This window comes from Nonomuraea solani (assembly GCF_900108335.1).
Lineage (GTDB): Bacteria > Actinomycetota > Actinomycetes > Streptosporangiales > Streptosporangiaceae > Nonomuraea > Nonomuraea solani.
The window spans coordinates 230181-252171 of the sequence record NZ_FNVT01000014.1 but is presented as its reverse complement, the minus strand read 5'-3'; the positions used below and the strand labels follow the sequence as shown (position 1 = coordinate 252171).

Genomic DNA, 21991 nt, shown 5'->3' with positions numbered 1-21991 from the left:
CATGGTGCGCGTACGCATCCGGATGGCTGATCAGGTCACCAGGGCGCGCGGAAGAAGCCGGTTTCGCCGCGCTCCATGAGGACGATGAGGCTCAGCAGCGCGCCCCAGGTCTGGAACGGCTCGCTGTTCGGCTTGTCGCACGCGCCGCCATGGACGCTGGAGTAGTTCTCGTGCACGTGGCGGTGCTGGTTCCACTCCTTCAGCACCAGCCTGGATCCGCCCTCGGCGAGCCACGCGGCCGCCTCGGACTCGCCGGCCCGCAGCAGCCCCAGGTAGACCAGGAAGTTCACCGGCGGCCACGCCCGCCCGGCCCAGTACGTGCCTTCGCGCAGGTCGAGCGGCTCACTGCGCGGTGAGGTGGGCAGCACCCACTCGCCGCCGAAGCCGTCGTCGGCCAGCAGGTGCCCGGACACCATCCGGCGGATCCGTTCCTCCGTGCCGACGCCGGCCAGCAGGGGGTAGAAGCTCATCGTGGACAGCCGCTCGGTGGGCAGCCCCGTGTCGGTGCGCCTGCTGCGGTAGATGCCGCTCGGCTCGTCCCACAGGGAGTCCATCGCCGCCACGACCACCGCCTGCCGCTCCCGCAGCTCGGCCGCGGCCTCCCGGTCGCCCAGGATGTCGGCGATGCCGGCGAGTGCCTCGCAGTCGGCCGCGTACAGGCTGTTGAGTCCCACGTCGTGGGCCGCCAGCAGGCTCTTCACCTGGTCGAAGGGGACGTCCTCGAAGACGGGATGGTTGTCCCAGCCCGTCTCGCAGGTCGCGCCGAAGTGCTGGTGGACGCGCGGGATGTCCTGCGGCGAGGGGAACTCGGGGTCGAAGTACGTCGAGCCGGCGCACAGCAGGTCGCCATCCCTGCGCACCCGCCACCACCAGCGGTTCCAGGACAGCAGCGGCTCGAAGGTCTCCTCCAGGAACCACCGGTCGCCGAACGTGCGGTGGAGCTCCCGGACCACCATCGAGCCCACCGGCGGCTGGGACCCGTCGTAGGTCCTGCGGCCGGTGCCCTGCTCGACGTTCGGGACGAAGCCCTCCGGCGTCAGGGCCCGCAGCATCTCGATGGTGTTGACGTAGGCGAGTTCCCTGCTCGACACGGCCGCCAGCAGCGCGTTGAAGAAGGCGTCCCAGCAGAACAGGGCGTAGCCGCCGCGCTTGCCGACGTTCCACAACCGGCTGACGGTCGTGACGACGCGCGACCGCGAGGGCTCGTAGATCGTGTTCCAGGAGATGGCGTCCCTGACGATCTCGCGGTGCTGCGCCACAGGGTCGGTCCCGGCCGTCCCGATCTCGGCGGAGGCGCGGGCGACGATCTCCGCGATCTCCGGCAGGTCGCGGGCGTGACCGGTGCTGATCCCGACGGCGCCGGTCAGCTCCATCGCCAGGTACGGCCCGTCGATGTCGGTGTAGGGATCGTCCATGTGCGGGGCGGTGCAGAAGACCCGGACGGTGCCGCCCGGACCTTCGGCGGTGATCCGGCCGCCCTCGCGGGTGACGGAGCCGGGCCGGTTCCACAGATAGGCGGCGCCGGCGGTCAGCAGCGCGCTCCTGCGCTGGCCGGCCGTGGGTGTGACCAGCACGACCAGGTCGTCGCCCGCGTGCGCGCTCTGCACCCGGATCGTGATGCCCGCCCACGTCACGGTCGTCTCGGTGTACCGGCCGTCGTGGGCGTGCCGGCCCAGGGTGACACTCTCCGCGCCCTCGGTACGGCGGCCGATCTGGGCGGTGCGCAGCGACGTGCCCCGGTAGTACTCCTTCAGGCCGAGGGACAGGCCCAGAGCGTCGGGGAGCAGGATGTGGCCGAGCACGCTGCGGGTGTCCCAGGTGTTCCAGCCCTGGGCCAGCGCGGCCTGAATGTGGGCGTAGTTCGTCATGTCTTCCTTGGAATCCATACGCGCATGGCGTGCGGGCCGCGGTTGGCCCAGGCGTAATAGGGGATCAGCTTGAGGTCCGCGGGCGGTGCCGGCGGACGCGGCTGCTCGCAGGGCCGGTAGGGCGTCGGGGCGGGTCCCGGCGCGAGCGCGCCCGCCGCCCGGAGCGCGATCACGCCGCCGAGCAGGTCCGGCAGGTGTTCCGGCTCCAGCGGCACCTCCGTATTGATGCGGAGGTCCTCCAGGACGGCGCCGTCCGGCTGGTCGGGCTGCTCGATCGCGTAGACCAGCGGCCCGCGCATGACCGCGACGCAGCCCCGCGTGGCGTCCACGCGGTCGTCGGCCACCAGGACCCGGGCGGGCATGGGCATCCGTAGCTGAACCTGGTCGCCGGGCCGGAACAGCCGCCGCGTGCGGGCGTAGGTGCCGGGTGCCACCGGCCTGAGGCGGCCCAGGCTGCCCAGGCGGGCCCCTTGGGCCCAGTCCGGTACGCGCAGCGCCAGCTCCACCTCCCGCGGCGGCGCCGCGCGCACGGTCACGGTGACCAGCCCGTCCCACGGGTAGCCGGTGCCGATCTCCACGCTGAGGTCGCCCGAGGTCAGCGTGCCGGGCACGTACTGGTGCACCTGGAGGCCGTCCGCCGTGCCGGTCGCCAGGTAGGAGGGCAGGGCGGCCAGCGTGCGCATCACGTTGGGCGGGCAGCAGGCGCAGTTGAACCACGGGCGGCGGCCGTGCGCCGGTGAGCGCTGCACCTCGCCCCGCGCGCCGGTCCGCCGGTGCAATGTGTTGACGTAGAAGTAGTCCGCCCCGGTCAGCGACACCGCGGGCAGCAGCGCGTTGTAGAGCAGCAGCTCGATCTGGTCGGCGTAGAGGGGGTCTCCGGTGGCCAGCAGCAGCCGCCACGCCCACTGCAGGGTTCCGATCGCGGCGCAGGTCTCCGCGTACGCCCGGTCGGGCGCCAGCTCGTACGCCTCCCCGAACGCCTCGCCGTCCCAGCGGGAGCCGACCGCGCCGGTGATGTGCTGCTTGCCGCGGCGCATGGCGTCATACTGCCGGCGCAGCGTGGCGAGCAGAGCGGCGTCGCCGGTCTCGATGGCGACGTCGGTGGCGCCCGCGGCCAGGTAGACGGCCCGCACGGCGTGCCCCTCCGGCGACTCCGTCTCGCGTACGGGCAGCCGGTCGGAGTAGTGGGCGGGGTCTCCGTAGTGTGAGGGATCGAAGCCGGGTTTGGCCGCGCGACCGTGGCCGCGGGCTTCGACGAAGTGACGGGCCAGGTCCAGGTAACGCCGTTCACCCGTCTCCCGATAGAGCTCGACCAGCCCCATCTCCACCACGGGGTGCCCGTCCACCTCGCCGCGCCGGCCGGGGCCGAACGTGCCGGCGAGATGGTCGGCGAACCGGGTGGCCACCCGCAGCAGCCGCTTCTCGCCGGTCGCCCTGGCCGCGGCCACCGCCGCCTGGAACAGGTGGCCGGCGCAGTAGAGCTCGTGGCTCATCCACAACCGCGCGTACCGTTCCTCGCCGCGGATCTGGGCCACGGCGTTGAGGTATCCGTCCTCGCGCTGCGCCGCCGCGATCGTGGCGCCGAGTTCGCGCAGCTCCTCCAGCAGCCCTTCGCCGGGGTCGCGGGCGTACTCCCAGGCGACCGCCTCCAGCCACTTGTAGACGTCGGAGTCGCGGAACCCGGCGCCGCTGGCCGCGCCGGTGGCCTGACCGGCCGCGATCCGGAGATTGCCGATGCTGCCCGCCTCGGTCAGTCGTTCGCGGCCGAGCGGGATCGCGGCGCGGTTGGCCTCCAGGCGCCGCGCCCAGAACCCGCCGGCCACGCTGACGCCCGAGAGCGGCAGCGGGCGCAGCTCTACCGCGGCGGCCGGGCCCGGCAGGACCGTCATGACGACGCCTGCCGCCGGAACCGGACGGCGTCGGCGATGACATAGCCGTTGGCCGCGTCGCTGAGCTCGACGTACCCGGCGGTGCCGGCGCGGAAGGTGAAGGTGCCCAGCGACGTCCACTCGCCGGTGCGCGCGTCGGGCACGCCGCGCTTCTCCTGGTTGACCGTCTTCGAGGTGGTGCCGCTCGCGTGGTGGACGACGTAGACGGCGTTGGTCGCCCGGTTGGGGTCGGCCGTGTAGGAGACGAGCACCTCGTACCGGTCGTCGCCGGGCAGGGCCGGTCGCCAGCGGGCCGTGTTCGCGCCGGTGCCGCGGGCGTGCGTCACGTAGTTGAAGCCGTAGTAGCCGGGGATGCTCCTGCCGCTCGCCCAGGTGCCCGTGACGGCGAAGCCGAGCCCGCCGTTGTCGACGGTGACCTCCTCGCGGACGTCGGGCTTGGCGAATGCCTGGACGAGGGTGAGCCGGTCGAGCGAGATGGCCGTGCCGCCGCCCCGGCCGGCGCCGGCCAGCGTGAAGCGGACGGTGTGCCGCCCGGCCGTCAGCGCCGCCCGGCCCAGCAGGACGACGTCGTAGCCGGCGCTCCGGAACGAGGTCAGGTCCACCGTGGAGGTGCGGAGCTTCTTCCCGTCCACGGTCACCGTCACGAGGCCGCCGTCCGGCGACCGGTAGTGGCGCACCCACAGCTCGTGCTCGCCGTCGCGGGTGACGACGAAGGGATATTCGACGAAGTCACCGACCGCGGCGGGGGCGAAGGCCAGGCGGGCGTCGTCGCGGGCGGTCGCGTCGCGCAGCACCGTCGCCGTCCCGCCCGAGCCGGCCGCGCGCGCCGCCGGGCGGCCCAGGTCGTACGTCTGCGTGGTCAGGTTCGGGCCGGTGGCCAGGCTGTCCCGGCCCGTGGTCAGCCATTCCAGGTTGAAGCGGGCCGCGGCCACGCGGCGCGGGCTGCCGTCGAGGTCGCCGTCGCAGCCGTACAGGAGGATGATCGTGCCGTCGGACAGGCGCGCCAGGTCCGAATAGTAGCTGCGGCCCGGGTGCACGGTCCTGCTGTACCTCAGGGATTCGCCTTCGTCGTAGCTCACCGAGACGGTCATGTTCCACCGCATCGGCGCGTCGGGCCGGCTGAACAGCACCCGGTTGACGTCCTGGCCGCCTGTGTAGCGCAGGAAACCGGTGTCGACGCCGTTGAACAGCCCCGCGCTGAACTCCATGGTGGGCAGCGACCAGCTCAGGCCGCCGTCCTGGCTGACCGCGACGTCGCGCGGCCAGTCGCCGCCCGAGCCGGGCCGGCTGTTCATCACCACCCGGCCGTCCGCGCGCTGCACCAGCCTGGCCTCGCCCACGACGGGAAGGCCGGCGCCCATCGGCACCTCGCCGCCAGACTTCCAGGTGGCCCCATGGTCGTCGCTGTAGACGGTGGAGGCGCCGTAGTGGCGCTCGGCCGCGGGGACGCCGGTGATGATCGTCCGGTGGGCGACGGAGAGGAGCAGCCGGCCCGAGTCGAGCTGGATGCCGTGGCCGGGCCCCGGGCCGTGCATGGCCCAGTTGTACGGGAAGTGGGCGAACAGGCCGGTCAGCTCGCGCCGCGCGCCCCAGGTGAGACCGCCGTCCTTGCTGGAGATGACGTACATGGTGCTGGAGTCGGAGGAGCAACTGGTGTTCTCCGGTAACCGCACGCAGAGCCCGAAGAACAGGAACACCTCGCCGGTCGTCCGATCCACCACGAAGGTGGGGTTGGCATAGCTCTGGCCGTTGACGGACGGCACCACCGCCTGGGAGGGGCTCCAGGTCTGCCCCTTGTCGGTGCTGCGGCGCAGGAGCAGGTCGTGCGGTCCGGCGTCGCACACCTCGTGCCGGCCTTCCGTGCAGGCCAGGATCGTGTCGTCGGGCAGCGTGGCCAGGCCGTACACGTGGTAACTGGCCAGCGGATCCACGGTGGAGTCCCAGAGGGTGCTCTCCGCGAAGAACGGTTCGGCCGCGCCCTGCGCGGCCACGGCGGGGGAAGGCAGGACGGTCGTGGCGGCACCCGCGGCGAGCCCGAGGGCGAACGTGCGGCGGCTGATGGGCATGGGCATGGGGCTCTCCTCGAACGAGCTTCCTGAGGACAGGAGGGGGCGGGGTTTACTCGGACCGGCGCGCCACCTGCGGGATGTGCGGCCGCACGAGGTCGTGCAGCCGGGACAGCGCGGTGCGCAGCGTGGTGAGCTCGGTCTCGGTGAGGGGCAGGAACGGTGCCGTGGCGTGGGGCGGGCAGAGCCCCAGCTCGTGCAGCGCGGACTTCATCACGACGATGCCGCTGGCGCCGGGCCGGATCCCGAAGAGCGCGGCCAGCCGGTCGACGCCGGACTGCCGGGCGTCGGCGGTGGCCTGGTCGCCGGCGCGGGCCGCCTCGTACAGGCCGGTGCAGAGGGCGGGCGCGAGCATGCCCACGCCCGGCACCAGCCCGGCGGCGCCCAGGCGCAGCCCTTCGGCGAGCAGCCGTTCTGCGCCCTGGGCCACCTGGAAGCCGGGCCGTTCCGCGGCCAGCGCGCAGAACTCGGCGAACAGGGCGGCGTTTCCGGAGCTGTCCTTCAGGCCGACGACGGCCGGCTCATCGAGCAGGCCGCGCACCACGGACACGGGGATCGGGTTCCCGGTGTATCCGGGACTGTTGTAGATCACGACGGGCCTGCCGTGACCGGCGGCGGCGCGGAAGTGCGCGTCCAGTTCGTCTCCGGTGTGCCGGAAGTATGACGGCGCGAGCACGACCACGGCGTCCAGGTCGAGGCCGGCGAGGCACTCCATCCGCCGCAGGGTCTCCCGGGTGCCGGTGCCGGCGGCGGTCACCATGATCCGGGCGGGCGGCCCGGCCAGCTCGCGCCACATGGCCGACACCTCGGCCGCGTACGCCCGGACGGCGCCGGCGGGCAGCAGCGGGCCCTCACCGTTGGTGCCGCCCAGCATCAGCGTGGTGACGCCGCCGGCCGCGAGGTGGGCCAGCAGCGGCCGGACGGCCGGCGGGTCGGGCCGCCCGCGCCGGTCGAGCGCGGTGACCAGTGGAATGATCACCCCGGCGACCGGATGGCCGGACAGGTCGGCACGGGCGGCCATGACACCTCCTCGGCGGGTGATCCGGACGGTACCCGCGGACTCTGCCGAGCGCCAGATGCTAATAGGTATTAGTAATTGCGGCTAATCGAAGATCGGCGATTTCTTCCTGGTCCATTGACTTTTCACAGAATTGGAAGCAAGACTTTGCGCACATCGGGTTAGACGCATTAGCGCGGGAGGCTCGCATGAGTCGCGGACCGGTGCGAAGACCTACCCAGGCCGACATCGCGCGCCTCGCAGGAGTCAGCCAGGCCACCGTCTCGCTCGTGCTGAACGAACGGAACGACGTCCGGATCAGCCCGTCGACCCGGGAGCGGGTGCTGACGGCGATTCGCGAGTGGGGTTATGTCGCCAACGCGTCGGCGCGCTCCCTGGCCGGCGGCCAGAACAAGATCATCGGGGTGTACACGTTCGAGCCGGTCTTCCCGACGACCAGCGTGGACTTCTACTTCCCGTTCCTGCTCGGCATGGAGCAGGCCGCCGCGGATCTCGGCTACGACCTGCTGATGTTCACCAGCGTCGGCGGCCAGCGGCAGGTCTTCCGTGACGGAGCGACCCGGTTGTCGCTCGCCGACGGCACGCTGCTGCTCGGGCGCGACCCCAACATCGAAGAGATCGAACGGCTGCGTGACACCGGCTACCCGTTCGTCTATGTCGGGCACCGGGAGGTGTCCGGGGCGCCGGTCTCCTATGTGGCGGCCGACTATGCCGGGGCGACCAGGCTGCTCACCGAGCGGCTGCTCGGGCTGGGGCACCGGCGCGTCGCCTACGCCCGCATCGGCGACGGCGGTGCGCAGCCCAGCCGGGACAGGGAGAAGGGGTTCCGGGAGGCGACGCCCGCCGGGCAGGCCCGCAGGCTCGCCGGCCCGGTCTGGACACTGGAGTCCCCCGACGACGTGCCCGGCCTGCTGACGGAGATCCGGCACGGCGGCGTCACCGCCGTGGTGGCCGAGCAGGTCCTCCTGGCGGAGGAGCTCCTGGCCGCCGCGCACCGGCACGAGATGTCGGTCCCCGGCGACCTCAGCGTCGTCGTGCTGGGCGACTCGACCGGCGCGCGCCGCACCGGCACGCCCTGGACCGGCCTGGTGGTCCCCCGCGAGCAGATGGGCCGGCGGGCCACACACCTGCTGGTGCGGCTGCTGGAGACGCCTGAGCCGCAGGCCCGCAGAGAGTACGTCGAATGTCCCCTCGAACCGGGCGCGACGGTGGCCCCACCAAGGAGAGCGCAGTGACCAAGCCCGCAGCCCCGCCGCTCCTCCCGGAGCGGCCCACATGATCAGGGTCGTCGCCAAACGGCTGCTCGTCGGTGTGCTGGTGATGTGGGGAGCCGCCTCGCTCATCTTCCTCATCGTCCGGGTCGCGCCCGGCGACCCGGTGACGATCCTGCTGGGGCCGGACGCGAGCCGCGAGCAGGTGAGCGAGCTCACCGCCAAGCTCGGGCTCGACCGGCCGGTGCTCACTCAGTACCTCGGCTACCTGGCCGACGTGGCCCGGCTGCACTTCGGCGACTCCTACCGGTTCGACCGGCCGGCGATGGCGGAGGTGTTCGAGCGCCTGCCCGCGACCGCCGACCTGATGCTCGCCTCCACCCTCATCGCCGTGCTCTTCGGCCTGCTGCTCGGGCTGCTGGCCGGCGGGCGGCCCGGCGGCGCCCTCGACCGGCTGGTCACGGCGGGCACCATCGCCCTGCAGTCGTTCCCCACCTTCTGGGTGGGCATCATGCTGATCCTCGTCTTCGCGCTGGCCCTGCGCCTGCTGCCCAGCGCGGGGGCGGGCTCGCCGCTGCACCTCGTGCTGCCGGCGATCACGCTGGCGCTGCCGTTCACCGCCATCGTGGCCCGCCTGACCAGGACGAGCGTCGCGGAGACGATGGGCGAGCCGTACATCCAGACGGCCCGTTCCAAAGGTCTCACCGAGCGGCAGGTCCTGCTCGGCCACGCGCTGCGCAACTCCCTCATCCCCGTGGTGACCATCGTCGGGCTGCACATGGGCGGGCTGATGGGCGGAGCGGTCGTGGTCGAGAACGTCTTCGCCTGGCCCGGCCTCGGCACGCTCGTGGTGGACGCGGTCTCCAACCGCGACTACGCCGTCGTGCAGGCGGCCACCTTCCTGATCGCGGGCATCGTGATGGTGTTCAACCTCGTCGCCGACCTGCTGTACTCCCAGATCGATCCGCGCATCAAGCTGGACGGTGCGGCATGACCGCCGTCGCCGCCGTCCGGCCCGCCGCCGGGGTGCGCGGGCGGTGGCTCGGCCGCGTCCCGTACGCCGTGCTCGCCCTCTACGCCGTGGCCGGCGGGATCGGCCCGCTGCTCATCGACTACAACCCGGTGCGCGTCTCCCTCGACGACCGGCTGCTCGGCCCGGGATCGCGGGTCGCCTCGGGCGCGGTCGCCTGGCTCGGCACCGACGCCCTCGGCCGCGACGTCCTGGCCCAGGTCGTCTACGGGGCGCGCACGTCGGTGCTCATCGGCGTCGCCACGGTCGTCGTGTCCTGCCTCATCGGCGTGAGCGTCGGCATCGTGGCCGGCTACTTCCGCGGCTGGCCGGACACGGTGCTCGCCCGCGGCATCGACGTCCTGCTCGCCTTTCCGGCGATCCTGCTGACCATCGTGATCGCCGGCGCCTTCGAGCGCAGCGTCCTGGTGGTGGTGACCGCTCTCTCGGCGACGGCCTGGATCTCGTTCGCGCGAGTCACCCGAGGCGTCGCCCTGTCGGTGCGCGAGCGGGCCTTCATCGACGCGGCCCGCGTCCTCGGTGTACGACCGCTCTCCATCCTGGTACGGCACATCCTGCCGCTCACGGCCGGCCCGGTGGTCGCCCTGGCGACGCTGGAGTTCGCCCTCGTCGTGCTGGCCGAGGCCGGGCTCAGCTTCCTCGGCATCGGCCTGCCCAACTCGGCGGTGTCGTGGGGCCAGACCATCGCCAACGGAAAGCAGTACCTCGAAACCGCCTGGTGGATCTCGGCTCTGCCCGGCGTGGCCCTGTCCCTGCTGATCATCAACATCGGAATCCTCGGCGACCAGCTAACCGCCCGGCACGGGCGCGGTCACCTCAGATGAGACACGAACCGGCGAATCTCCCTTCTCCTCTCAAGCACCCCCGGAAGGCGGGAAGACGTCCATGACCAGACCTCTTGCCTCAGGCAGGCCGCGCCGCGCGGCGCTGGCCCTCATCGCCGCCGTGACCGTCGCGCTCAGCGGATGCAGCGCCGCCAGCGGCGGCGGCACCACCGGCGGCTCGGGTGGCGGTGACGGGGAGATCACCGTGGCCGGCACCTACGCGATCGAGAGCCTCGACCCGGGCAGCCCCACGGGCGGCAGCGCCACCGGCACCCAGCTCGCCTCCCAGGCGATCTTCAGCCGGCTGGTCCGGCCGCGCCCGGACGGCACCCTGCAAGGTGACCTCGCCACCTCGTGGAAGCCCGACGCCACCGCCACGCAGTGGACGTTCACGCTGCGCCAGGGGGTGAGGTTCAGCGACGGCAAGCCCGTCGGGGCCGACGACGTCGTCGCCTCGTTCAAGCGGCTCATCGAGCTCAAGAGCACGAACGCGGCCAACTTCGCCGGCTACACGATGACCGCCACGTCGCCCTCCGAGGTGGTGCTGAAGGCGGCCAAACCGGACGCGGCGGTGCCGTACAAGCTGGCCATCTTCTACGTGCTGCCCGGCGGCCTGAAAGGCGAGGACCCGGCGTTCTTCCAGAACCCGGTCGGATCCGGGCCGTTCAAGGTCGAGAAGTTCGACTCCTCCGGGACCCTCGTGCTGGTGCCGAACCCCGGCCACTACGGCGGCGCGCCGAAGATCGGGCGGGTGACCATCCGCAAGATGCCCGAGCTCGCGGCCCGGCTGACCGCGCTGCGGACCGGCGAGGTGGATCTCGTCTGGGGCATCCCCGACGACCAGCTCGCGGGGCTGCAGGGCGACGCCGGCCTCAAGGTCGAGACGGTGCCCAGCACCGCCGTGTTCACCATGTGGTTCAACTCCTCCGCGCCGGCGCTGAAGGAGGCCGGGATCCGGCGGGCGCTGTGGCAGGCGGTCGACTTCGCGACCATCATCAAGCGCCTCTACCCGCGGACGGGCACCCTGGCCGACGCCCCGGTCTCGCCCGTCACCCTCGGTTACGTCCCGCAGGAGCCCGTCCGCCACGACCCGGCCGCGGCCAAGGCGGCGCTGACCGACGCCGGGTTCGACTTCTCCACCAAGCTGCGGCTGCAGTTCGCCAACGCCGAGTTCCGGCCGTTCAACCAGGCGATCGTCTCCGACCTGCAGAAGATCGGCGTCCAGGTGGACCTGCTGGAGAAGGAGCAGGCGGTGTTCACCAAGGACCTGCTCGCCCTGAACTGGGACATCAACTTCCAGCAGTTGTCGAACCCCACGTTCGACGCGGCCAACACCCTCGGCCGGCTCTACCCCTGCGCGGCCAAGCGCAACGGCTACTGCAACCCCGGCCTCGACAAGCTGCTCGCCGCCGCCGGAGCCAGCGCGGACGGCAAGAAGCGGGTCGAACTGTACGGCGAAGCCAGCAAGATCATTTGGCGGGACGCGGTCGGCATGTTCCCGATGGCGGTCAAGTACGCCTACGCCTGGAACCGACGTGTCACCGGCGTCACCCCGGATCCGAACGGGCTGCCCGACTTCGCCGGCGTGCAGGTCAGCGGCTCATGAGCCGCATGCCGGCACCGGCCGAGGCGGTGGTCGGGGTGGACGGGCTGCTGGAGGTGGACGGACTGGTCATCGACCTGCCCGCTGCCGGGGGCGGTGTCCGCGTCGTCGACCGGGTGACGTTCGACATCCCGCCGGCGACGACGGTCGGGCTCATCGGCGAGTCGGGCAGCGGCAAGACGATGACCGCCAACGCCGTGATCGGCCTGCTCCCGGACGGGGCGGTGACCGGCGGGCACCTGCGCTGGCGAGGGTCGCCCGGCGAGGACCTCCTCCAGGCGAGCCCCGCCAGGCGACGGCGGCTGCGCGGCCACGAGATCGCGATGATCTTCCAGGACCCGCTGGCCGCGCTCAACCCGACCCAGACGATCGGCCGCCAGGTGGGCGAGATCCTCCGCCGCGCCGGCCGCCCGCGTGCGGAGGTGCGCGGGCGGGTGCTCGAACTGCTCGAACGCGCCGGAATCCCCGAACCGGCCGCCAGGATGCGGAGTTACCCGCACGAGTTCTCCGGCGGGATGCGGCAACGGGCCATGATCGCCCTCGCCCTGGCGGGCAGTCCGGCGCTGCTGCTCGCCGACGAGCCCACGACCGCGCTGGACGTGACGGTGCAGGCGCGCATCCTGCGCCTGCTGCGCTCCATCCAGGAGGAGCAGGGGCTGGCGATGCTCCTGGTCAGCCACGACCTGCGGGTCGTGGCGCATGTCGCGCACCAGGTCGTCGTCATGTACGCCGGCCGGGTCGCCGAGCGCGGCCCCACCGGGGCGGTGCTGGCCGCCCCCGCCCACCCCTACAGCCGTGCGCTGGTCGAGAGCGTGCCCGCGGTACGTAGCCGTACCGCGCTGGCACACCCCTTGCCCGGCACCCCGGCCACCCCGGCGAACCGCCCGCCCGGGTGCGCGTTCCATCCCCGTTGCCCGCTGGCGCGTGAACGGTGCCGCACCGAGGAGCCGCCGGCCAGACCCGTCGCGCCCGGCCGATGGGCCGCCTGCCACTTCGCCGAGGAGCTGCTGCCACGATGAGCGAAGGCACCGGCGCGACCGGCGACCTGCTGGAAGTGCGTGACCTGCGGGTCAGTTTCGGCCGCCGTGGCATGTGGTCCCGTGGGACCGCGAACTTCGTCGCGGTCGACGGCGTGAGCCTCACGGTGGCTCCCGACGAGATCGTGGGCCTGGTCGGGGAGTCGGGGTCGGGCAAGACCACGGTGGCCCGCGCGATCGTCGGCCTGGTCCGGCCCGACTCCGGCGCCGTCCTGCTCGACGGCGTGCCCCTGGGGCCGGCCGGGCGCCGGACCATGGCCCAGCGGCGTACCGCGCAGATGGTCTTCCAGGATCCGCGCTCCTCGCTCAGCCCGCGCATGACCGTCGCCGCGATCATCGACGAGGCCTGGCGCACCCACCCGGGCGCGGCCCCGCCCGGCGACCGTACCGCCGCCCTGCACCGCCTGCTCGACGACGTCGGACTCGACGCGGGCGTCGCCCGGCACCGGGCCGGCCAGTTGTCCGGCGGGCAGTGCCAGCGGGTCAGCATCGCCCGCGCGCTCGCCGTCAGGCCGCGGCTGCTGGTGTGCGACGAGGCGGTGTCCGCCCTGGACGTGTCGGTCCAGGCGCAGATTCTGCGGCTGCTGGTGGACCTGCGCGAGCGCCACCATCTGGCGATGCTCTTCATCTCCCACGACCTCGGGGTGGTGCACCAGATCGCGGACCGGATCGCCGTGATGCGCCGCGGTGTGGTGGTGGAGGAGGGGCGGGCGACGGACGTTCTCGGCTCACCGCGGCACGAGTACACCCGCAGCCTGCTCGACGCCGCCCTCGAACTCGCCCCCGCGGTTCGCCGGCCGGACCCTGAGCCGCCCGATTCCTGATCGTATTCAGGGGTGTTTCCTCATCTGCGTTTAAGGATCGTCGCTTAACGTAAGCGGCTGTGCTGGTGCGAGAGGTCGTTGAGGCGACGCGGCGGGCGCGGCCCCGTCAGGTGTGGCGGTCACGGGTGGCCATCGGGGTCGCGGTGGTGTTCGCGGTGGGGACGGCCGTGCGGGTCGTCGGAGCGGAGAATGGAGCGTTCCTGGTCCCGCTGATGGCCTTCACTCCCTACTTCGCGATCCTGGCGGTGGTGGCGCTGGCGATCGTGGCCGTGGTCCGGAGCCGGGCGGCGATCGCGATCATGCTGGTGGTGTGCGCGTGCCTCGCCTGGTGCGTGGTGCCGCGGGCCGTCCCGGGTGACGCTCCCGCCGGTGGGCGGCCGTTGCGGTTGCTGACCACGAACCTCAACGGCGGCCGCGGTGACGCGACGGTGATCGTCGATCTCGTACGCGACCTGCGCGTGGACGTCCTGAGCGTGCAGGAGCTCACCTGGTCGGCCAGGGAACAACTGGCGGCGGCCGGGCTGGGGGCGCTGCTGCCGTACCACGTCGGGAGGGCCGAGTTCCGCGGCCCCGAGGGCAGCGGCGTGTACGCCCGCCACCCCCTCAAAGAGCGCACCGGGCTGTTCCAGCCGGTCGGGCACCACATGCCGGTGGTCGAGGTGGCGCTGCCGGGCGGCCCGGCCGTGGAGGTCGTGGTGGTGCATCCGGTCGCGCCCGTGCCCGCGACGGTGCCCGAGTGGGAGGCCGGCATCGCCGCCCTGCCACCCGCACCCACCACCGCGTCCACTGCTGGGCCCGCCGTTGCGTCCGCCTCTGGGCTGTCGCGTGTTCTGGCGGGCGACTTCAACGCCACCCTCGACCACGCCGTCTTCCGCCGCCTGCTGGACACCGGCTACACCGACGCGGCGGCGGCCACGGGGCAGGGCTTGGTGCCGACCTGGCCCATGAGTCGCAGGGGCCGCTCGCTGCCGCCGCTGGTGACCATCGACCACGTGCTCACGGACGCGCGGGCGGGGGCGGTGAGCACGCGGGTGTACGACGTACCGGGATCGGACCATCGCGCCCTCTTCGCGGACCTCCGGATCGGGGGTTAGGCATGCCGATGGCGTCGCGTATCCGGGCGGCGGTGCTCGGTCGTGCGGCGGTGTCGAGGCGGCCTATGCGCAGGAGGATGTGGCGGGCACCGGCGTCCCGGTAGGACCGCGGCCGGTCGACGCGGCGGGCTCGCACGTCTGCAGGAGCGATACCGGCTCCTTGCGGGCTTACTCGGGGTCGTCGTCGATGGCGATCGTGGCCATCGGCGCGGAGGCCAGGTGAGCACCGTCGCGGGCGGCGTACATGGTGGTGTTCCGTTCGCGAGCAGGGCGAGAACACTCCGGCCTCCCGCGTCACGAACGGCTTCCGGTCGTTGACGCGGCGGTGAGCGCGGCCTGGGCCTGGGGAAGGTCGATGAAGGTGTCCTTACGTTCGACCAGCCCGTCCTTGTCGAGCGTCACCACGTCGAGGCAGTCGAAGCGGATCGGGCGCCGGTCGCCGCCGGGGCCGGTGAGGACGGCGGTGAGCGCCCAGTCGAGAATCCAGTGGCCGTCGCCGGTGATCGCCCGGTGGACGTCGAAGCCCATCTCCGGCCACTGGGCGAACATGGCGGCGAAGGTGTCGCGAAGCGCGGCCCGGCCGTGGACCGGCTGCTCGCCGTTGTGCAGCCAGAACATGGTCGCGGGCGAGTGCAGCGCGACGATCGCGTCCAGGTCGCGGGTGGCGAAGGTCGCGGCGTAGGTGTCGAACAGTTCCCTGACGTTGGTGGTGGGCATGGCGGCCATCCTTTCGATCACTGACCGAACGGGTCAGCGGACGCTGTAGACGCGGTAGTTGACGTGGTTGAGCGACAGCTCGTTGACGGCGATGGCGACGGTGGAGTTCAGCCACGCGTAGCGCTCCGCGCCGGTCTCGAACAGCGGCGCGGAGCGGGCGTGCATCTCGTCCCAGCCGATGGTCTCGCCGGCCCCCAGCCGGCCGATGGCCTCGTCCGAGAGCGTGGCGCGGCCGGTGACGGTGACGTACACCAGCTCGTCGTCATGGGTACGGATCGTCGCCCGGACGTCGAGGCGGGCGACGCGGTCGGAGCCGACCATGATCCAGTCGCCGCCGCCGGGCAGGAACTCGCCGCGCAGCCGCGGTCCCTCCACGGTTCCGCGCTCGACGACCGCGATCATGCGCGTGCCCAGCGGGGTGGAGAAGGTCTGCATGGTCTGGAACGTGATGGCGAAGTCGCACAAGGGCTCGACCGCGACCGTGGTGATGGCCGGGTCGGTGTCGGCAAGGGTCATGGGGGCCTCCGTGGCTGATCGTGTGTCCTGCTGCGGGATCACCTTGTAACGATCACTTGGAGAAGTCAAGTAGGTAGTTGGATTTTCCAAGTCTCCGCTTGGATGCGGAGCGACGTGCGCTAGGCTGCCGGCATGGCATCGCGTCCCTACGGTCACTACTGCGCGGTGGCCAAAACCCTCGACCTGATCGGCGAGCGGTGGTCCCTGCTGGTCGTCCGCGAGCTTCTGGACGGCCCGAAACGCTACGTCGACCTACTCGGCGGCCTCGTGGGCATCTCCACCGACATGCTCGCCGCCCGCCTGAAGGCCCTCGAAGAAGCCGAGATCGTCACCCGCCGCACGCTGCCCGCGCCCGCCGCGTCAAAGGTGTACGAGCTGACGCCGCTCGGCCGGGACCTGCAACCGGCGGTGACCGAGCTGGCCCGGTTCGGCATCCGCCTGCTCGGGGACCAAGGAGACGACGACGCCTTCCAGATCCACTGGATCACGCCGTCACTGCGGGCCATGTTCCAGCCGGAGCGGGCCCGGGACCTGTCCGTCACCGTCGAGCTCAGGGTGGGCGCCGACGCCATGCACGCCCGCGTCGCCGGCGGCGCGCTGCACACCTACCCCGGCCCCGCCGACGCCCCCGACGCCGTCCTGACCTTCACCGACGCCGCGACCCTCGCCGAGATCGGACGCGACCCCGCCGCGTCACTAACCGCCGTCTCCACCGGCCGCCTCCACGTCCAGGGAACCCCCGAGGCCGTCCAAGCCACCAGAGAACTCTTCGGCCTCACCCGCTAACGACCATCCGGGGTGGGGCAAGTCGGGTCGGGGCCCTTGTGACGGGTCGAGTCGGGGGCACCTGGGCCGGAATGGAGCCAGCGATGCGGACCGAAAGTCGCCCAACGCGAGCCGAGGGCCGCCCGACGCAAACCGAGGAAGACCCACCCCGCGCACGGGCCAGCCGCGCGAACCGAGGTGGGCCCGGAACCAACCCCGGCGGCGCGCACCAGAGTACGGCCCGGCACCATGCACCGGACCGCGAGCCGAGGGCCGCCCGACGCGAGCTGAGGGAGGCCAACCGTGTACGCGAGGCGGCCGCGTGCGCGAGGCGGCCGCGTGCGCGAGGCGGAGCCGGAGTGGAGGGTCGGCGGTGCGGGCAGGAGCGCGACCCGGCGGCATGGACCGCAGCGCAACCCCACGACCTGGAGCGAAGTGCGACGCGACGACATGGACCGCAGTGCGACCCGACGGTGTGGGCCGAAGAGGGGTGACGATCAGGTCTGAGTCCGCTATTTCCGGCGTGTCATCATTTCCATCCGCATAACCCGAATATCTGCCGAAAGCCCGGAATCTCACCCCAAACAAGGGGACCCAGCAATCATTGGATGTCCCCTTTGATCTATGTGTGACGCAAATATAAGACACCTGCCTAAAGTTGTTTAAGCGGGACCGGGAATTTAGTGTCTACGTGCCGGCCGGCACATTCGTCTCGAGGCCGGAGGTGGGCGGGAATTGTCGGTTTTCATTCGCTTGGCGGGTATGCGGAGATTCGCCGTGGGCGTGGTGCTCTGCTGGGTGGCCCTCGCCATTGCCGCCATGCTCACCAGCGGCCCGCTCGACGACGTCCGAGTCACCAGCGGCACTTCGATGCTGGCCAGGAACGCCGAATCGGCCCGGGTTCACGACCTCTTGGCCGAGCAGGGCGGCAGGGTGGTTCCCGCTCTGGTGGTCTACGAGCGGTCCGGCCCGATCGAGGCGCGCGACCACGCCGAGGCCGCTCGCGACCTCCGGGAGTTCGCGGGCGTGCAGGGCGTGGTCGGCACGGCGGCGGCGCCGGCGCCCAGCCCCGACGGGCGGGCGCTGCAGGCGACGGTCCTGCTGACGGGCAAGCCCGGCGTGCTCATCAACCCGCTGGTCGAACGACTGCGCCAGATCGTCGCCGAGGGCCGCCCGCCGGGGCTGTCCGGCCATGTGAGCGGGGCCGGTGGCGCGGCGGCCGACTACGTCGACTCCTTCCGCCGGGTGGACGGCACGCTCCTGGCGCTGAGCATCGGCGTGGTGTTCCTGGTGCTACTGGCCGTCTACCGCAGTCCCGTCCTCTGGGTGATTCCGATGCTCGCCGTAGTGGTGGCCTATCTGTGCTCGGCGGCGGCGGTCTACGCGTTGGCCGAGGCGGGATGGATGACGCTGCGGGGGGTCACGCCCGAGGTGTTCACCGTGCTGGTGTTCGGCGTGGCGACGGACTACGCGCTGCTGCTCATCGCCCGTTACCGGGAGCGGTTGCGGGTGACGGCCGACCAGAAGGCGGCGCTGAAGGGCTCGCTGGCGGGCGGCATCCGTACAGTCGTCGCCTCCGCGCTCACGGTCGCGGGCGGCGTCGGCTGCCTCCTGGTCGCCGACACGAACGCGCTGCGCTCGATCGGCGCGGCGGCCGCCGTGGGGATCGTGATCACGATGGCGGTGATGGTGACGTTCCTGCCCGCGCTGATGCTGCTGGGCGGACGACGCGCCTTCTGGCCCGCCACTCCACGTCCCGGCCAGGTGGGGCGTGACCGGCTCTGGCCGCGCGTCGCCGCCTTCGTCGGACGGCGACCCCGGCTGTCCTGGGCCGGTTCAGCCCTGCTCCTGGCCCTGTTCTGCGGTGGGCTCACCACCTTGGACCCCTCGGGCATCCCGCCGTCGGCCCTGTTCACGCTGCGCATGGACTCGGTGGCCGGCTACGACGCCCTGAAGCGCCACTATCCCGCCGCCGCCCCCGTGGTGGTCCTCGCCAGACAGGACCAGAGCACCGCCGTGGCCGAGGCCGCCCGAAGGACCACCGGCGTCCTGTCCGTCCAGCCCGCCCCTCCCCCGCAACAACGAACAGGCGGCACACTGTCCGCACCACCCCCGGGCCAGGACGGAACCACGCAGCCCGCGCAACGAGCGGACCTGGGCGGCGCCACCCGGTCCGCACGACGAGCGGACGTGAACGACGCCCAGAGCTCCACGCGACCAGCGGACCGGAACGGGGCGGCTGCAAGGCCCGCACCACGAACGAGCCCACACGGGACAACAGGGTCTGCGCCGCGAACGGGCCAGGACAGGACCACGGGGCCCGCGCCACGGATGGGCTCAAACGGGGCGGCTACGGGGCCCGCTCGACAGGCTGGGGAAAACAGCGCCAAGCGGTCCGACGAGAACGGCGCCACACGCCTCGGGCGGAACCCCGGAGGCGCCCCGGCCATGCGACCCCGGCACGGCCCGGACGGCGCCCTGTCCACGCGGTCTGGGCCTGAGGCGAACGAATCCCTGTCCACGCAACTCGGGCGTGGGCCGGACACCGTATCCGCACGGCCCGGACGTGGGACAAACAGGTCCATGCCCGCGCAGCCCGGACACGAGACGGGCACCATGACCAGGCAGCCCGGGCGCGAGACAAACGGGTCCCTGTCCACGCGGCCCGAACGCGAGACGGGCGCCCGGACCGCGCAGCCCGGACGCGAGACGGGCGCCATGTCCAGGCAGCCCGAGGGCAAGGCGAACGGCATGTCCATGCGGCCCGTGCGGAAGACGGACGGTGGCCTGTCCGTGCGGCCCGGCGAGGGCAGGAGCGGGTGGTTCGCGCCGGGAATGGGTGGTGGCCTGGCGGGGCCGGATGGGGCGGCCGGGCGGTGGCAGGTGCTGGATGTGGTGCTGGCCGCCGAGCCGAACACCCCGAAGGCCCAGCAACTGGTGAACGACCTGCGCCGGTCGGTCCATACCGTGGCCGGTGGGGCCGCGCTGGTCGGTGGGTTCACCACCGAGCAGCTCGACACCAAAGACGCCGCCCTCGACGACGCGCTGCTCGTCATACCACTGATCCTGCTGGTCGTCGGGCTGATCCTCATCGTGCTGCTGCGCTCGCTGGTCGCGCCGCTGCTGCTGATCGGCACGGTCGTGCTGTCCGTCGCGGCGACGCTCGGCCTGTGCTCGGCCCTGTTCACCCAGGTGCTCGGCTATCCGGCCGTCGACCCGTCGTTCATGCTGTACGCATTTGTCTTCCTCATCGCCTTCGGCATCGACTACAACATCTTCCTGATGGCCCGGGTACGCGAGGAGGGCGTCCGCCTGGACACGCGGGCCGCCACGCTGCACGGGTTGCGGGCGACGGGCGGGGTGATCACCGCGGCGGGGGTCGTCCTGGCGGCGGCGTTCTTCGTCCTGACCGTGCTGCCGCTGGTCCCGGTCATCCAGCTCGGGCTGCTGGTCGCGATCGGGGTGGTCGTCGACACGGTGATCGTGCGCTCGTTCCTCGTGCCGGCCCTCGCCCACCACCTGGGCCGGGCCATCTGGTGGCCGGCGCGCGGGGCCTTGTGAGCGGTACATCAACGCGGAGCCCTGTGATCGGTGAATCAATGCGGGGCCATGTGAGCGGCGAAGCAACGCAGGGCCCTGTGAGCGGTACATCAGCGCGGGGCCCTGTGAGCGGTGAAGCAACGCAGGGTTCTGTGAGCGGTCGATCAAATGGAGCGGAATTCGTGAAGATACGGCCCGTAGAGGCGGTGTTGCTGGGTTATCTCGGCATCATGGCGGCGATCGTGGTCCTCTCGCTGGACCGGCTCGACGACGGGCCGGCGCTGCTCGCGGGTTATGGGGCCGCCGCGCTGTTCGTGCTCGCCCTGGCGCGCGGCGAGCGGCGGCTTCCGACGAGCGGGACGGTGTCGTTCCTGCGGTTCGCCGCCCCGCTGCTCGTGCTCCCGTTCGCCTATGCCGCCGTCGAACGTACGGTTCTCGTCGTGCACGGGCGTTATGTCGACGACGCCGTACGGGCATGGGAGACGGCGCTTTTCGGCGCACTGCCCAATATCGCCGTCACGGCCATCGGGACTCCCCTGCTGACGGAGCTGCTGACGTTCTGCTACTTCTCCTTCTACGGCTGTTTCCTGATCCCGGTGGTGCTCTACGCCCGCGGGCGCAGGGCGCTGGCGGAGCGTCACCTGTTCGCCGCACTGACCGCGATGCTGGCCTGCTACCTGGGGTTCATCACCGTCCCGCTGGCGGGCCCGGCACTGACCTGGCCCGAGCTGTACGCCGCCCACCGGCCGTCCGGCTATTTCATCACCGACCTGCAGAACACCATCATGACCACCCTCGACCCGCCCGGCGCCTGCTTCCCGTCCTCACACGTGGCGGGCGCCTGGATCACCGTGCTGTGCCTGCGCCGATACGTCTCCGCGACCGCCCGCCGGATCCTGTGGACCCTGACCATCGGGCTGACCGTCGCCGTCGTCTACGACTGGTACCACTACGCCTCCGACGTCGTCGCCGGGCTGGCGGTGGCCCTGATCGCCTATGCCGTCACCGAGCGGTACTCGGCGCGGCGAGCGCCTCAAGAGCCTCCGCGAATCCCTGCCGGAGTGTAGTGGCGGGCGTGAAGCCCAGCTCCCGTACCGCGTCGGCGGGCGCACACGTCCAGTCGGCGCGGCGCATCTCGCGGGCCTTGTCGCGGTTGAACGCCGGAACCGTCCCGCCGGCCCGTCCGGCGAGCTCGGCCAGGGCGGCGGCGGCGCGTACGGCGGGCAGCGGCAGCGGGATCACGAGAGGGGCGCGGTGGCCCGCCGCCTGGGCGAGGCAGCGGCAGATCTCGTCCCAGTGGTAGACGTTGCCGTCGCCGATCGCGTATGTGCCGGTCCTGGGGTCGCCGGGGCGCAGGACGGGGCCGCGGTCGGCGGCGGCGAGCAGGGCGGCGCACAGGTCGTCCACGTAGACGAGGGCGTAGCGGTGGGGGCCGAATCCGGCCTGGACCACCACGCCGAGCCGGATCATGGGCAGGAGGGCGGGCAACAGCGCGGGCTCACCCGGGCCGTAGACGATGCCGGGGCGCAGGATGACGGCCGGCACCCGGTCGGCGTGCTCCCTGACGACCTGTTCCCCGGCCAGCTTGCTGGCGCCGTACAGGGACACCGGCGGGGCGGGGCCGGCGGCCAGGGAGGAGCAGAGCACCAGGCGCGGCGGGCGGGGCACGGCGGCCAGCGCGCGCACCAGGCGGGCCACGCCGTCGCGGTTGACCGCCCAGAACGCGGCGGCGGTGCGGGCCTTGAGCGTGGCGGCCAGGTGGATCACCCGTTCGGCGCCCGCCACCGCCTCGGCGACGCCCCGGCCGGTGGCCAGGTCACCGTGTACCACGTCGGCCCCCAGCTCGCGCAGCGCGCGGGTGCGGGATGAGGGGCGGGCCAGCGCGGTGACGGTCCCGCCGCCCGCCAGGATCATCCGCGTCAACCGGCTCCCGATGAACCCGGTGGCACCGGTGACCAGAAACCGCGTCACAGCACCGCCCCACCCGGG

17 protein-coding genes are annotated in these 21991 nt (G+C 72.2%); 10 read left to right on the top strand and 7 right to left on the bottom strand.

Features of this window, described 5'->3' with window-relative positions; genetic code table 11:
* Positions 1 to 35: 35 nt before the first annotated feature.
* The 4 genes from C4V41_RS39625 to C4V41_RS39610 are packed head-to-tail and all read right to left on the bottom strand — an operon-like array spanning position 36 to position 6844.
* Positions 36 to 1868: an MGH1-like glycoside hydrolase domain-containing protein gene (locus C4V41_RS39625; RefSeq protein WP_103961134.1), complete on the bottom strand. Its 1833-nt coding sequence runs from the start codon at positions 1866 to 1868 to the stop codon at positions 36 to 38.
* Positions 1865 to 3757 carry a glycoside hydrolase family 127 protein gene (locus C4V41_RS39620; protein ID WP_103961133.1) on the bottom strand — a complete coding sequence of 631 codons (1893 nt, stop codon included), beginning with the start codon at positions 3755 to 3757 and terminating at the stop codon, positions 1865 to 1867. The genes C4V41_RS39625 and C4V41_RS39620 overlap by 4 nt, the downstream gene beginning before the upstream one ends.
* On the bottom strand, positions 3754 to 5829 hold the full coding sequence (locus C4V41_RS39615) for a golvesin C-terminal-like domain-containing protein (RefSeq protein ID WP_103961132.1): 2076 nt from the start codon (positions 5827 to 5829) through the stop codon (positions 3754 to 3756). The genes C4V41_RS39620 and C4V41_RS39615 overlap by 4 nt, the downstream gene beginning before the upstream one ends.
* A 46-nt stretch (positions 5830 to 5875) precedes the next feature.
* Positions 5876 to 6844, bottom strand: coding sequence for a dihydrodipicolinate synthase family protein (locus C4V41_RS39610; protein WP_103961131.1), 969 nt, complete (start codon positions 6842 to 6844; stop codon positions 5876 to 5878).
* 185 nt (positions 6845 to 7029) lie between these two features.
* Between C4V41_RS39610 and C4V41_RS39605 the strand changes: the two genes are divergently transcribed.
* The 7 genes from C4V41_RS39605 (at position 7030) to C4V41_RS39575 (ending at position 14464) form a co-directional block, all read left to right on the top strand.
* Complete coding sequence (locus C4V41_RS39605; RefSeq protein ID WP_103961130.1) at positions 7030 to 8076, top strand: LacI family DNA-binding transcriptional regulator; 1047 nt, start codon at positions 7030 to 7032, stop codon at positions 8074 to 8076.
* A gap of 40 nt (positions 8077 to 8116) precedes the next feature.
* Positions 8117 to 9046, top strand: coding sequence for an ABC transporter permease (locus C4V41_RS39600; RefSeq protein WP_103961129.1), 930 nt, complete (start codon positions 8117 to 8119; stop codon positions 9044 to 9046).
* On the top strand, positions 9043 to 9906 hold the full coding sequence (locus C4V41_RS39595) for an ABC transporter permease (protein WP_103961128.1): 864 nt from the start codon (positions 9043 to 9045) through the stop codon (positions 9904 to 9906). Before C4V41_RS39600 ends, C4V41_RS39595 begins: the two co-directional genes overlap by 4 nt.
* A 61-nt stretch (positions 9907 to 9967) precedes the next feature.
* Positions 9968 to 11512 (top strand): ABC transporter substrate-binding protein, encoded by a 1545-nt coding sequence (locus tag C4V41_RS39590; RefSeq protein ID WP_103961127.1) that lies wholly within the window; start codon positions 9968 to 9970, stop codon positions 11510 to 11512.
* Positions 11509 to 12528 (top strand): ABC transporter ATP-binding protein, encoded by a 1020-nt coding sequence (locus C4V41_RS39585; RefSeq protein ID WP_103961126.1) that lies wholly within the window; start codon positions 11509 to 11511, stop codon positions 12526 to 12528. Before C4V41_RS39590 ends, C4V41_RS39585 begins: the two co-directional genes overlap by 4 nt.
* Entirely contained in the window at positions 12525 to 13370 is an 846-nt protein-coding gene (locus tag C4V41_RS39580) for an ATP-binding cassette domain-containing protein (RefSeq protein ID WP_103961125.1), read from the top strand. The genes C4V41_RS39585 and C4V41_RS39580 overlap by 4 nt, the downstream gene beginning before the upstream one ends.
* 59 nt (positions 13371 to 13429) lie before the next feature.
* Positions 13430 to 14464, top strand: a complete 1035-nt coding sequence (locus C4V41_RS39575; protein ID WP_103961124.1) for an endonuclease/exonuclease/phosphatase family protein — start codon at positions 13430 to 13432, stop codon at positions 14462 to 14464.
* Between the two features lie 294 nt (positions 14465 to 14758).
* Here the strand turns inward: C4V41_RS39575 and C4V41_RS39570 are convergent, their stop codons facing one another.
* On the bottom strand, positions 14759 to 15181 hold the full coding sequence (locus tag C4V41_RS39570; protein WP_103961123.1) for a nuclear transport factor 2 family protein: 423 nt from the start codon (positions 15179 to 15181) through the stop codon (positions 14759 to 14761).
* Positions 15182 to 15214: 33 nt separating this feature from the next.
* A complete protein-coding gene (locus C4V41_RS39565; RefSeq protein WP_103961122.1) occupies positions 15215 to 15697 on the bottom strand; it encodes a DUF3237 domain-containing protein in 483 nt (160 codons plus the stop codon).
* Between the two features lie 132 nt (positions 15698 to 15829).
* Between C4V41_RS39565 and C4V41_RS39560 the strand changes: the two genes are divergently transcribed.
* The 3 genes from C4V41_RS39560 to C4V41_RS39550 all read left to right on the top strand — a co-directional run bounded on the left by C4V41_RS39560 (position 15830) and on the right by C4V41_RS39550 (position 21069).
* On the top strand, positions 15830 to 16483 hold the full coding sequence (locus C4V41_RS39560; protein WP_103961121.1) for a winged helix-turn-helix transcriptional regulator: 654 nt from the start codon (positions 15830 to 15832) through the stop codon (positions 16481 to 16483).
* A 741-nt stretch (positions 16484 to 17224) separates the two neighbouring features.
* Positions 17225 to 20023: an MMPL family transporter gene (locus tag C4V41_RS39555; RefSeq protein ID WP_103961120.1), complete on the top strand. Its 2799-nt coding sequence runs from the start codon at positions 17225 to 17227 to the stop codon at positions 20021 to 20023.
* A 161-nt stretch (positions 20024 to 20184) separates the two neighbouring features.
* Positions 20185 to 21069, top strand: coding sequence for a phosphatase PAP2 family protein (locus C4V41_RS39550; protein WP_160150544.1), 885 nt, complete (start codon positions 20185 to 20187; stop codon positions 21067 to 21069).
* Here C4V41_RS39550 and C4V41_RS39545 read toward each other — a convergent pair.
* A complete protein-coding gene (locus tag C4V41_RS39545; RefSeq protein WP_235030665.1) occupies positions 21005 to 21973 on the bottom strand; it encodes an NAD-dependent epimerase/dehydratase family protein in 969 nt (322 codons plus the stop codon). The genes C4V41_RS39550 and C4V41_RS39545 overlap by 65 nt on opposite strands.
* Between the last annotated feature and the right edge of the window lie 18 nt (positions 21974 to 21991).